7 protein-coding genes are annotated in these 13,517 nt (G+C 40.2%); 2 read left to right on the plus strand and 5 right to left on the minus strand.

Annotated features, from left to right (window positions below; translation table 11 throughout):
- Positions 1-372: 372 nt before the first annotated feature.
- Positions 373-1,227 carry a precorrin-4 C(11)-methyltransferase gene (gene cobM / locus NJ959_RS15195; RefSeq protein WP_373693663.1) on the minus strand — a complete coding sequence of 285 codons (855 nt, stop codon included), beginning with the start codon at positions 1,225-1,227 and terminating at the stop codon, positions 373-375.
- Between the two features lie 56 nt (positions 1,228-1,283).
- Positions 1,284-1,613, minus strand: coding sequence for a hypothetical protein (locus NJ959_RS15200; RefSeq protein ID WP_254012581.1), 330 nt, complete (start codon positions 1,611-1,613; stop codon positions 1,284-1,286).
- Positions 1,614-2,379: 766 nt separating this feature from the next.
- Between NJ959_RS15200 and NJ959_RS15205 the strand changes: the two genes are divergently transcribed.
- Positions 2,380-7,560, plus strand: a complete 5,181-nt coding sequence (locus NJ959_RS15205) for a CHAT domain-containing protein (RefSeq protein WP_254012582.1) — start codon at positions 2,380-2,382, stop codon at positions 7,558-7,560.
- A gap of 56 nt (positions 7,561-7,616) precedes the next feature.
- Here NJ959_RS15205 and NJ959_RS15210 read toward each other — a convergent pair whose 3' ends face one another.
- The 3 genes from NJ959_RS15210 to NJ959_RS15220 are packed head-to-tail and all read right to left on the minus strand — an operon-like array spanning position 7,617 to position 12,121.
- Complete coding sequence (locus NJ959_RS15210; protein ID WP_254012583.1) at positions 7,617-8,354, minus strand: DUF928 domain-containing protein; 738 nt, start codon at positions 8,352-8,354, stop codon at positions 7,617-7,619.
- Positions 8,355-8,366: 12 nt separating this feature from the next.
- Positions 8,367-10,772 carry a CHASE2 domain-containing protein gene (locus tag NJ959_RS15215; protein ID WP_254012584.1) on the minus strand — a complete coding sequence of 802 codons (2,406 nt, stop codon included), beginning with the start codon at positions 10,770-10,772 and terminating at the stop codon, positions 8,367-8,369.
- The gene (locus tag NJ959_RS15220; RefSeq protein WP_254012585.1) at positions 10,772-12,121 is read right to left on the minus strand and encodes an AAA-like domain-containing protein; all 1,350 of its coding nucleotides are present in this window, start codon (positions 12,119-12,121) and stop codon (positions 10,772-10,774) included. The genes NJ959_RS15215 and NJ959_RS15220 overlap by 1 nt, the downstream gene beginning before the upstream one ends.
- A 212-nt stretch (positions 12,122-12,333) precedes the next feature.
- On the opposite strand from NJ959_RS15220, the gene NJ959_RS15225 reads away from it, so the two are divergent.
- Complete coding sequence (locus tag NJ959_RS15225; RefSeq protein ID WP_254012586.1) at positions 12,334-13,269, plus strand: XDD3 family exosortase-dependent surface protein; 936 nt, start codon at positions 12,334-12,336, stop codon at positions 13,267-13,269.
- Positions 13,270-13,517: the final 248 nt, after the last annotated feature.

The raw sequence follows: 13,517 nt of genomic DNA on the forward strand, positions 1-13,517 counted from the left end.
CAGTCAGTTTCAACTGACTTAAGCTATGAGACAGAGAATTTATTCTCTGTCGGATGCCAGTAACCGCCAATGGTTAAAACCACTGGCTAATAGCTAAAGTCCTCTAAAATAGGACTAAAATCATCGAAAAAATCAGCTTATCAGTCAGTTTCAACTGACTTAAGCTATGAGACAGAGAATTTATTCTCTGTCGGATTGTTGCGAGTAATCCCAAATCTCAGGCATTCTCTACTTTCAGTATATGCCGACTTTAAGTTTACTAGAGTGCGATCGCGCCCTGCAACTATTAAAGGTACTTAAGGCTATTCGCGATTGGCATCCCGAAAATGTAGAAATTCTGTAGGGTGCGTTATCAAGTAACGCACCCTACTCTTATTCTCTCCCGCGAGCAGGGCGAAATAAATGAGAATGTTCCGGATGATAAAGACGGGAACGTGCTATTTTATTGCTAATTCCTTCACCACTATCCCCATCATTATTTACTAATCCCTCTGACAAGGACAACCGCGCCCCCAATGCTGGACTAATTATATATAATGTAGTACGAATCAATTTTTCTGCTTGGGTAAGCGCGGCTATTTCAGAAAGAGGAACCAACCATATTTTTTCATCCTCCCAACCAACCCGAAAACAGACAGCTACAGGAGTATCTCCTGGATAATGTTCTAATAATTTATCCTGCGCTTCTTTAATGTGACTAGCACTTAAATATAGACACAAACTAGCTTTATGTGCTGCCAGAGAAGCCAATTCTTCCGACTCTGGTACAGCCGAAGCACGACCACTAATCCGAGTTAAAATAATAGTTTGCACTAATCCCGGCACAGTTAGCTCAACTCCCAGTTTAGCAGCCGCCGCTTGGTAAGCACTAATACCAGGAATAATTTCAAAAGGAATCCCCGCCTCAGCCAAGATTTCCATTTGCTCGTGAATAGCGCTATAGAGACTCAAATCCCCCGAATGAAGACGTACCACTGATTTTTGCGATCGCACTCGTTCCATCATCAGTGGTAAAATCTCTTCGAGGGTTTTATTCCCTGTCCGAATAATTTCCGCATCCCGACGGGCTTCCTGCAAAATCTGGAGCGGTACTAGGGAATCAGCAAATACAATAACATCTGCCCGTTGTAAAATTTTAACAGCCTTAACCGTCAATAAATCGGGATCTCCAGGTCCGGCACCAATCATGTACACAGCAGGTGCGAGGGGAGAAAGGGCATTTGCCATTGAGGGAGAGTCCGCGACTTGAGATATACTCATAGATTAGATTGCCTAAGAAATAGCTATACAAGCTCAATACATCCAGAATTAATATTACTGGATATTTTCTCCCCTGACTGTACAGCATTATTGGCTCTATTTATCATTTTACAATTTACCTCTTCAACCTCCTCAGAAGTATCGCTCTCGTCAGGCTCATGATACCAAATCTCTTTGACAATCCAAAGAGGCCAAAACAGAGTAATCGCCATGGAAGCGAGAGGAAGTTTAGCATACTGTGGTGACTTCTGACTGGAGAGCAACTTATTGATATGCCTCAGAAATGCCATTGAGCAAGTTAAGCCAGAAAAGCCGTAAATAGTCCCGAAAAAGATCATTAATATTGTTGTCATCTGTTTACTATGATGTTATCTGTACTGAGATATCCGATTTCCTTCCAGTAGCGCTTCACTATCGATAACCTTCTCAGGAGAAGGTTATTCCCACTCTAAGTTAGTTTTATGTCAGTCGTGTATCAACGGTGTGGCTCTTCTATTGCAATATTCTGGTAAGTTTTGGGAATAGGGAATGGCAAATTTATCCCTACCTACCCTAATTCTTTTTCCCGCTTCCCAATCAGGGGAAGTAGCAAGTCGGCAGTTAGGTAAGGAGAAATATGGTTTCCTTTAATTAGATACAAGTGCTTTTCTGTTTAATCCTGAAAAAACAGAAAATAGACAGTTTTTCTCTATAACACAATGTAACATTCTGTTATAGTTTAATCCCGCTGATTTATAACGATTTTCCTTTGAGTGGAATAAAATCAGCAGAGAGAAGCAGAGAGGGAAAATGCGATTCGCTCTGATTGACAAGCGATGATTCCGCCTTTACTTCTAACTACCCTTTGTCATTGTTCCCAATTCTTCCGGATTAATCCCACAACTTAAGGAAGAAAGAAGTGGTAGATGCACCCTGGTTTAGCTCTAGAGTTTTCCCTCTAGGGCTTTTGTTATTTTTGAGTAATTATTCCGGATGAATCCCATTGCCAAAAAGTACAGGACTTAATAGACTACATTACATATAGTGGTAATGGCGTACCCTTCAAAGGATAACGCACCCTACAGATAGAGGCTTTGCGTAAGTCTTAAAGTAGAAATTTTAATTTTTGGAGAGGGTGCCATGGTGAGGATAACTCAAACTATTAGTCTATTATTGCCCATCTTGAGCTTGGTGGCAACTCTCACTTCAACGCCACTGGAAGCGCAACCGATTACAGCAGCAGCAGATGCTACGGGTACGGTTGTTACCCAAAATGGGAATCGCTTCGATATTCATGGCGGTAGCCTTTCGGGTGATAGTGCGAATTTGTTCCATAGTTTTGCACAATTTGGGCTTTCTGAAGGGCAAATTGCTAATTTTTTGTCCAATCCTCAGATTCAGAATATTCTGGGGCGGGTGGTTGGGGGAGATGCGTCTATTATTAATGGGTTGATTCAGGTAACAGGAGGTAATTCTAATTTATTTTTGCTGAATCCGGCGGGGATTATTTTTGGTGTGAATGCGCGGCTAAATGTTCCGGCAGATTTTGTGGCGACGACGGCGACGGGGATTGGGTTTGGTAATCATAATTGGTTTAATGGGTTTGGCTCGAATGATTATCGAAATTTAGTGGGAACACCAAATAGTTTTGCCTTTGATTTGTCGTCAGGGGGAAGTATTATTAATGCGGGAAGTTTGGCGGTTGGGCAAGGGCAGAATTTAATGTTATTGGGTGGGAGTGTTGTTAGTACCGGGGCATTAACAGCACCGGGAGGCAATATTATTATTTCTGCTGTACCAGGTGAACGTTTAGTGAGGGTTAGTCAACCGGGAAATTTGCTAAGTTTGGAGATTGAATTGCCCAGGGATAAGAATGGCTTGCCATTGCCAATTACACCTCTGGATTTGGCAGGTTTACTGACGGGAAATAGTGGGAATATGGAGACAGGATTGAGGGTTAATTCAGCGGGTGTGGTGCAACTAGCTGGTTCTGATTTCGGTGTAGGGGATGGGGATGTTGTTGCTAAAGATGTGACGGCTCAAACTGCTAGTTTATCTGCGGCTAATAATTTGATTTTAGTCGAGAGTCGGTTACAAACTACAGGAGATTTGAATTTATTGGCTGGGGATAGGGTGTTGGTGCGGGATAGTGTAGCTAATCCTTTTGTGGCTAACGCAGGGGGGGATTTATATGTTCAGGGGAATCAGGGTATTGATATTTTAGCTCTGAATCATCTTGCTCAAACGCCGTTTGTTAGTGGAGGGAATCTTAGTTTAGTTAGTGATGGGATTATTTCTAGAGATGCTCACTTTATCAGTGGCGGTAATATCTCGATTCTTAAATTATCTGGGGAACCGACTAATTTTGTTACTCTCTACGATCCTATTGATATTGTAGCTGGAGACTTTTCGGCTGCTGGTTATACTGGTCCTGCTTACAAGGTACAAGCTGGAGGAAGAATTACTTTTAGTGGAGATATTACTATCACAAGTCCAGATGCCAATTTTGCAGGTGCTACTCCTGGTACAGATGAGTTTCTCTTGGGTAATTTTCGGGCGTTAATCCTACGCGCAGGTGATGATATTACCATTACTGGCAAAACTCTTACAAGCAATATTACTGGTGATGCTGGTCCAATAATTTTACAAGCTGGTGGGAATATTTCTACTGGAAGGCTTGAGGCTCTATCTAACGGAAATACTCCCGGTAATGGGGGTAATATTAGTCTTGATGCAGGGGGAAATATCGCTGTTACTGATCTGATCCGTTCTTGGACAATCACCAATGATAGTGGTGATATTACTATTAAGGCTATCGGAGATATTTCTTTTTCCAATTGTGCTTCAGCTAGCGTTTGCCTAGAAAGCTTTGCTAATAATCAGTTTGGTTTAGCTGTGGGTGATAGTGGTGATGTTTCAATTATCAGCGAACAGGGAAATATTAATGCTAGTGGAGCTACTATAAATAGTGGAAGTGGTGGTGGTAATGGTAAGGCAGGGAATATTACCCTCCAAGCTAACAACGATATCATAATTAGTAACATTTGGGCGGAGTTAGTATCTTCCAATAGTGTAAATAGTGGGACGATTAGTCTCACCAGTAAAACAGGAATAATCGATACACGTACTGGTTTTATCGATATTAATTCTTCTGTCGCCAAGAGTGGCAGTGTTATTCTTAATGCTCCTAGCGGTATTTATACAGGGAATATTCAAGCAACAGGTTTACTAGGTGGTGGCACTATCGCATTCAAAAGTAATGGTTTCATTGATACCTCCAGAGGAACTCTAAATTCTTCCTCGACAAATGGCAATGGAGGATCGGTAAAACTAGATGCGGTTGGCGATATCTTCACTGCTGATATTTCCACCAATTCTCAATCTGGTGCTGGAGGAAAAATTACTATAACTAGTAATATAGGTAGGATTAATACTACTGCTGGAACTCTAAATTCTTCCTCGGAAAATGGGAATGGGGGCGCAATTAAACTTGAGGCTCGCAATGGCATTACTACTGATATACTCAACTCTAATGGGAGTCTCAACGGTGGAGATATCTACCTTGATACTAACAACGGTGCTATTGATACTAGTGGGGGAATTATTAGTGCTGTGGGGGGTAAAAATGGTGGAGATATTACTCTTGAATCTCGCAACGATATTACTACAGGTAGAGTTACTACCTTTTTGAGTGGTTTCAATGGAAATAGTGGGGATATCAAAATTACCAGCACTAAAGGTAATATCGATACTAGCGCAGGCGCACTAATTACGGCTGCTGGTACTGGCAGTGGAGGCGATATCACCCTTAATGCCATTAATGGCAGTATTAATACCAGTCAAATTAGTGCAGTTTCTCAGGCTAGTCAGGGGGGGAAGATTGAACTGATGGCAAGTAATAACGATACCCATAATATTACCGTCGGCGGCAATATTGAAACTAATGAAAATAGCATTAGTTTTGATGGTGTAGTTATCTTAGGTGGGGATGTATCTGTTACCCGTGCAGGAAGAGGTAAAAACAACAGCATTAGTTTTGATGGTTCAGTTATCTTAGCTGACGATATCACCGTTGGCATTAAAGGTAACGGGAATATTATCTTTAATAATACAGTTGACGGCAATCGCCAACTAACTATCAACCCTGATATAGGCATTGTTAAATTTAACGATATCATTGGTGGTTCAACCCCTCTAAATCGATTAACAGTCAAAGGGAATATCAACACCAATAACGCTACAGGTTTAGATATCATAGTGAATAATAATATCGTGACTGAGAATATTACCTCACCAGGAGGTATTAATCTTACCAGCAACAATGGATACATTCAAACGGGAAATATTATCTCACCAGGAGGTACGACTCTTAGCAGTAATAGATTGATCCAAACGGAAAATATTACCTCACCAGGAGGGATAACTCTCACCAGCAAAAATGCCCAAATCACCACAGATATTCTCGATACTTCTAACTCCAACGGCGACGGCGGCAATGTCACTCTCAACGCTCATGGCAATATTAAAGTTAGCTACATTAATGCCCAGAGTATTAATAATGGTAGTGGCGGAAATGTTAGTATTAATGCTGATATTGACAGCCCCAGTTATTTCCAAGCAACTGACTCATTTACAGATAAAAATGGCATAAATGCCAGTATCTCAACTGCTGGAAGTAAAGACGGCGGCACGATTATTATCTATCACGGAGGAGACGGGAAAACTTCCTTTATTCTCGGTAATTCTCAAACAAATGGCACTGAGGGAGCGATTACCAGAGGGGATGACGCGGAAATACGAACAATTAACCCCACCAGAGATTACTATTTTACTCACAAACAAGATAGCGATCGCCTGCAAATCATATCAGTTTTGGGAGCCGTACCCATTCCTCCCACTCCCATACCTATTCCGGAACCCAATCCGCCACAGATTCCCGTTGAAAACCCAATAGAATCTTTAGCTAATTTAGTGGGAGATATTTTGAATACTAAACCTATCATTAACAAAAAGGATGAAACTGGAGATTACAATATTCTTTGGAACTTTCCTAACGAACAAACTCTATCCCTAAATGTTCCATTTACCGATCCTGTTGCCGAAATCGATCAACTCTTTGAAGATCAATATGAGGAATACTTTGGCGAAAACCTAACTGATGAAGATGTAACAGCCGAAACCATCCTAGAAACTCTAAAAACTATCAAAGAGCAAACCGGAAAAAGTGCTGTTGTGGTTTATGCACGCTCTCTCCCCGAAGGATTAGAACTCATATTAGTTCATCCCGAAAATGGGAACATTCGCAAAGTAATTCCATCAGCAACTCCTACTCTTCTCAACCAAACCTTAGAAGATTTTTATGAAAATGTCAGGGACCCATCAGAAACCAATGGTTATAAAGCATCCTCTCAACAACTTTATCAATGGTTCATTACCCCGATTGAATCTTATCTAGAAAAACTAAATATCGATACACTAATTTTTTCTATGGGTAAAGGCTTACGGCAGATTTCCATGGCAGCATTATACGATGGAAAACAGTTTCTAGTCGAAAAATATAGCCTCGGTTCCATTCCCAGTATCAGCCTCACTAATAGTCGTTACCAATCCTTAAAAAATGCCCAAGTTTTAGCCATGGGAGTGTCGAACTTCCAAGAGTTAAATGACTTATCTCAAAAATTGGAAAAATTACCCGCTGTACCATTAGAATTGACTCTAATTACTCAAAATTTATGGTCAGGAGAATCATTCCTCAATAACCAATTCACCCTCGATAATCTCCAAACAGAGAGTCGGCGCAAACCCTTTGAAATTATCCATCTCGCCACTCATGCTAACTTCAATGACGGGAATCCCAGTAACTCTTACATTCAACTATGGGATACTCAACTAACATTAGATAAACTGCGACAAATGGGTTGGCATCAACCCCCTCAAATTGAACTATTAACCCTTTCAGCCTGTACTACTACCCTAGGAAATGAGCAAGCAGAATTAGGTTTTACTGGGTTAGCCGTGCAAGCGGGAGTAAAATCAGCATTAGGGAGTTTGTGGAAAGTTAGCGATGAAGGAACATTGGCACTAATGAGTGAATTTTATTGGCAATTAAAGCAACCCAATGTTACCATTAAAGCTGAAGCATTGCGGCAAGCTCAAATAGCTATGTTACGAGGGGAAGTTTATTTTGAGGGGGGTAAATTGCAAGGGCTAGAAAACTTAGGTGAAATACAGTTACCCGATGAACTTAAGTTGCAGGGAAATAAGAAATTATCTCATCCTTATTATTGGGCAGGTTTTACAATGATTGGTAGCCCGTGGTAGAAGGATATGGGGTATCTTAGATTCTTGTCTGTAACACCTCTCGAAATATTTATTTATTATTTTTGAATCGGCTCAACTGAACCAACTATTGGCTCTCCCTTAAGCTGCGGCAAATCTATAGCATTTAACAGCTTATCCCACTGATTAGGCAACTTACGAATCTCCGCTAAATCCGTTGAAATATCATACCAAATTTCATGCTTGATATAAAGGTTAATCCGTTCATCTAAAGAAGCTGTTTGCAACTGAGTTGCCACAGCAGGCATATCAACTCGTTGCACCACTCCTTCATACAAAACAGGATCGGGATTAGAGGATTGTTCAGATTCACAATTAAGCATAAACACCCAGCGATATTGCTGATTAAGTTCTAATCCTTTCTCTGTATTTGGCAGGGTTACACTAACAAAACCAGGCGTTTTCGGCAGTTTAAATAGAAGTCGATAAACTAGATGACCCTCTCTATCTTCTAACACAAACTTACCAGAATTAACGCTACTCGTTTGATAAGGAACGTAAAACCAAAATGTGGGATATTCAGTAATTGTTAATCCAGAAAAACCAGATTCACTAATAGGCAATAAGGGCGTAAATGGTTGGCTGGTTGCCGGACAATCTCCACGAGTTCCTGCTGGTTTCCGATCGTCAGGACTCCCTCTGTCAGGCGGTTTTGGTAGGTCAGAAGCCACTTGTCGGCTGGGGTTAATTTGTCCCTGTGTTGGTATCATGTAAATACTAATATCCACAAGCACGAATAAGAAAATTAGCAGAACATTTTTAAAGTAAACAATCATTTGTATTCACCTTTATTGTTTGTTTATGAATGAGCTAACTTTTGCTAGAATAGCGACAGAAATTACTACTGCGAGTCCTGACGGAATAAGCGGCAATAAAAGACCTTCTGTTACCAACATGATAAAACAAATCCCGCCCAAAGTAATCAAGACAATTCCTACTGCTACTCCTCGGTATAGTAGTCTATGAAAACTTCTAATAAGCATCCCAATAACTAACGCCCAAACCCCAACCCAAAGAGTATCACCCCACAATGGTAAAAACCATAATAAGGGACGTTTATCCTCAACAGCGCTGACAAGTTCGCTAACCATCTGAGCATGGAGTAGTAAGCCACGTATTTCTTGATTGTAAGGCGTATTGAACTCATCGTCATCCAAATTGGGGTCAGTAACTCCAATTAGAATAATTCGACCCCGGATCAGATTGAGGTCAACTTGATTATTGATAATCTCTGTCAGAGTAACTCGGCGAGCAATATCTTTCAGTGATTTCTGAGAACGGTAATTTAGGAGTATTTGATGACCTTTGCTGCTATCTTTCCTCCTGTTCATCTCTTGATAAAAACCTGTTTTACCACTCAAGATTTTAAACTTAATATCGCCAATTTTCCAGGAGTCAAAAGTTGGAAAAGAGAACGGGTAATTTTTATTTTTTAAGTATTCAAGTGCTAGTCTAGAACTAAGTGAATACTCTGCCGGACATGGAGATTTATCCGGTGGTGTTAATGATAAAAGATGACGGCGAACCTTCTTATAGGAATCGGGAACCACATCAACAAAACCCAGTTGATTTTCAGTAAGTCCCGCCGGAGGATCAATACCGGAATTCTTGCCATAGGGATGTACGCAAATCGGAAAAATATGATTGTGATGCTGTAAATATTGCACTAAATCATCGCGATATTTTGGGTTTGGTATCATATCTCGATAGATATCCAAACCAATAACTTCGGGTTTATACCGATCTAAAGTTTTAAATAGTTGAAGCACCATAAAATCGCTTAATGGATATGTGTCTCCCAACTGCTCAATATCCTTCTGGGTTACTTCAACCAACAATAAACGTTTATCGGGTTCTTCTTGAGGTCGCAATTGCATTAATTGGTCAAAAGCTGTTAATTCTAAAAACTGTAATAAACCAAAAGATCGCGCTCCCATCACCAAGATTACGGCAACTAAACTAGCGACAATTACAGTCCAAATAGGAATGACTAAAGAGTCCGACTGCAAACTATTTAACTGGGCAGTTACCCAATTGAAATTAAAGACAGACTTGTAGATGGGGTTATAAACTTTTAACCTTCCATTCTGCTTAACCACTAATCCTGATAGTCGCAATTCCATTTCTTCCTGACTATCCTTAGCCTCCACTTCTCCCCGTTGCAAAATTTTCTGATACAGTGTTAGTAACGCCTCAATACCATGCTTACTTCTGAGGATGCGATCGCGAATAGTCTTTAAATGCTCCGGATCGTCAGTAGATTCCCAATTTTCAATAACTTGCGATCGTACCAACCTATTGACAAATTGACCTTCAATAGTCCCTAATACTGACTCATAGCCAACTCCTAGTAGGGCTGAAAAATAGCCACGCCAGGATAATCTCTTAATAGAATTTTCAGCTTGTCTATCTGTCGATAAATAAACTAGTTTACATAACTTTTGAGTAAGAAAAGGTTGCCCATTCGTCCAATATAATATCTGCCTGAGAACTCCTTGAGGATTCTTAACTCTCCCCTCTAAACCCTGAGCTAGAATCTGAGCTTCTGCAAATTCAAAACCCCGTAATTCAATCTTTTTACCAAAATTAAACGGTGTTTTATTATCATCTTGAATTAAATCAGATGGAGTCGCCACACCTAACAGTGCAAAGGTGAGACGCTTATAGTCTGGATTAGTCTCACGAGCATTGTAGCAAGCACGAATTAGACCAAAAAAATCATCAGTATGAAACTCCAAACTGAGAGTGAGATCGATTTCTTCAATAAAAATAATAATCCGTTCAGAAATTAATTTAAGCAGAACCTCTTCAAGAAAGTCACCGAAGCGTTGCACGGGCGATAAATCTTCGTGTTTCCTCCACCAATCTTGCCAATCAAAGCGATTCGATATCTGAAAACTACTCGCTATTCGATTAGCAATTCCTTTATACCATTGTTGTTCATTAACATGACGACCAGTTCGCGTTAAATCAATAACTGCACAGGCAATTCCTTCAGCTTCTAGCCGTCGCATTGCTCGTACTCTTAAGCTAGATTTTCCCATTTGTCGGGAGTTCAATACATAACAAAATTCCCCAGCTTTCAATGCTTCATAAAGTTCAAAATCCGCTTGACGCACCACATAACTAGAAGCATCAGGAGGTAAGCTTCCACCAACATAATATTGATAAACGGTGTTGGATTCTTGATTCATTAGGTATCCGCTAAACAAGAACTAAAATATTGACGATACAACTCACAACGAGGTGTAATATTATTTCCCTTCCGAGTCACTAACCCTAAGCTTTCTAACTGATAAGCTAGCTTTGATTCTAATCCCACGGGATGACTTGTCTCTACTACTGTTTTGAACGCAGAAACTAGCACGGGATTTTCCTGTAACTTTTGCCACATTTTTCTCAGATGGTTACCATACAATCCAGCTTCTGTCGGTGCATCGTTTAACAATTGTTCCAGGTTAGCATCACTAGACTTTTTCAGTTCTATCAGTGCTTGCTCTATTAATCCTGGATGACCTCCTACCATATTAATCAGTAATGTTACCTCAGCTTTAGTTAAAGAATGTCCATGATTTTCAGCTAATTCAGCAACCTGCATCGGAGTAAATTCCGAAAGCTGAATCGTTAACCCGACATTAAACGGTGAGTGATTAATATCAAGTGGAATATAAACTTCTGTAGAATGGGATACGATTAATAGTAGTTTTTTCCAATTATCCAGAATCTTGGCATCTTCATGCCATGCTCGCAGCATCCCAAAAAAGTCCTGAGCCATTGCTAAATGGGAAAAGAGGCGATCTACAGTATCTAAACCTAATACTAAAGGACAATCGATTTGTTCTAAGATACATTCTTGCAAATAAGCCGAGCAGTTATCATTACTGCTCATTCCTTTATCCCAATATTCATTAACTTGGCACGATTGGTGGAGTTGGCGACTCACATTTGTACAAAACCAGCGCAAGAATTGATCCAAATCTTGCACAACAGATTCTTCTGGTTGTCGCAAATTCAAATAGACTTTTTGGAAACCATGTTGTTCGGCATAATTCAGGATTTTCGCCATCAATTCAGTCTTACCCATTTGCCGAGGCGCTTTAATTCGGATCAGCGCACCTGGTTGAAAAAGTGCCTCATAGCATAGTAATTCAATCGGGGGACGTTGTACATAGAGATCCTCTTTATTTTGGGTAGTGCGATCCCTCACATTTTTACCCTTTTCTAAATCAGAGGTTGTCGATAAACTAGGTAACCGTCCTATTTTTTGATAGGAATCGTACTGCCTCTTTAACCAATTTCTTAAAATTTTAAATTTCCCTCTCCTATCCGTATTAAGACTAGGACAAATCAGAGCGAATATACCATACACTCTTCCCAGTCGCCTTTGTAAAGTCACTTCACTGATCTTTAAATCAGTTGCCACATGTACATCTAACTCGCTCAGATTCCGTTCAGCAAACCTGACGCAAAACGCCTCTTTCTCATCCCCATCGAATAGCTTATGAGCCTCGGCGACTTCTTGTAGAAAGGCATCCCATGACATAGATATTATTGTATAGTCTTTCCCTGATATTAGTTTATACCAAGGAAGGGCGACTAACTAACGAAATCAATAAATTGATAGCTTTTGATAGCTTTTGATACTTTCCGTAGGGTTGGACGTGGTAATCCGCTTTTAAAGTTGATACCTCTAGGGGGTTGTAGCTGATAATTTAGCGTTTTAATGAGTTTAGGTTTAAAGAAAGGTTATATATTATGAACAGCCAAAACATTGGAACCATATTGGGATCTGCGACAATCAGCTTTTGCTTAATCTCCGTTATTAGTCAATCAGCTCAAGCTGGAACTCTCCATAACGGATGGAATTACGCAATTGATCCCAACTACGATAGCCTGGATAGCAATAATAGTGGTGGAGTTGTTGCGGGAAATACCATCTATGAAATCTATGGTATGGCGATTAAAGATGATGTTGATACTAACAATATTTGGGTAGCTATTAATGCTAATCTACCATTGACTGGAAACAATACTAGTTCTGCTTCTAACGGCAACATTGGTTGGGGGGATTTGTTCTTCGATTTTTCTGGTTTGGGTAACTTTCAAGCAGCTAATAATTCCCAAAATGTAATCGGGGTTCGCTTTGCTCCTAACAATGATTCTCAAACACCAGGTATCGGGGTTTACGGTGGCGTGAAAGCCGTCAGCGTTGTTCCCCAAAATTATGGTTGGTCAAATCTAGCGAACCACAATCTTTACGGCGTACTTCCTCGCACAGGTGCCAATGCTGCTATGGGAGATTTAGCTTGGAACGATCCTTATTACAATCCTTATACCACTATTGGTGCTTGGAGTCAACCAGAAACTCTCATTCCCAATGTCATTCAATCTGGGACAAAAATTGGTGATATTTCTCTTTTGAATAATTCAGATTTAATTGCTGCTGGTTTTGATCTCGGTGTACTTCCAGCCACAGGTAGCCAAACTTTTGGATTTAAGTTTGATAAGTCTCTACTCCCTGTTGATAAATACATTGCTAGTTTGTTTCTTGAATGCAATAATGATGCGATTGCTGTGGTTGGGGAAACTCAATCACCCAAGCCTATTCCGGAACCATCTGCGGCAATTGGGTTAGTAACATTCGGTTTAATTTTTGGTGCAAACCAACTCCGCAAGCGTTACAAAGATTGAATCAATCTGGGACTTTTGTTTTTTTTTACTAATTATTCCGGATATATCCCATTGCCAAAAGAAGAAAGAAGTGGTAGATGCACCCTGGTTTAGCTCTAGAGTTTTCCCTCTAGGGCTTTTGTTTTTTTATTAATCCTTCCGGATGAATCCTCTAACAATAGGAAGAGAGAAGTGGTAGATGCACCCTGGTTTAGCTCTAGAGTTTTCCCTCTAGGGCTTTTGTTTTTTTATTAATCCTTCCGGATGAA

Origin of the sequence: Limnofasciculus baicalensis BBK-W-15 (assembly GCF_024178385.1) — a bacterium.
Taxonomy (GTDB): Bacteria; Cyanobacteriota; Cyanobacteriia; order Cyanobacteriales; family Coleofasciculaceae; genus Limnofasciculus; species Limnofasciculus baicalensis.

Excerpts from the sequence above, each read along its gene's own strand:
- cobM (WP_373693663.1), bottom strand. The coding sequence starts at position 1,227 with ATGGCAAATGCCCTTTCTCCCCTCGCACCTGCTGTGTACATGATTGGT.
- NJ959_RS15200 (WP_254012581.1), bottom strand. The coding sequence starts at position 1,613 with ATGACAACAATATTAATGATCTTTTTCGGGACTATTTACGGCTTTTCT.
- NJ959_RS15205 (WP_254012582.1), top strand. The coding sequence starts at position 2,380 with ATGGTGAGGATAACTCAAACTATTAGTCTATTATTGCCCATCTTGAGC.
- NJ959_RS15210 (WP_254012583.1), bottom strand. The coding sequence starts at position 8,354 with ATGATTGTTTACTTTAAAAATGTTCTGCTAATTTTCTTATTCGTGCTT.
- NJ959_RS15215 (WP_254012584.1), bottom strand. The coding sequence starts at position 10,772 with ATGAATCAAGAATCCAACACCGTTTATCAATATTATGTTGGTGGAAGC.
- NJ959_RS15220 (WP_254012585.1), bottom strand. The coding sequence starts at position 12,121 with ATGTCATGGGATGCCTTTCTACAAGAAGTCGCCGAGGCTCATAAGCTA.
- NJ959_RS15225 (WP_254012586.1), top strand. The coding sequence starts at position 12,334 with ATGAACAGCCAAAACATTGGAACCATATTGGGATCTGCGACAATCAGC.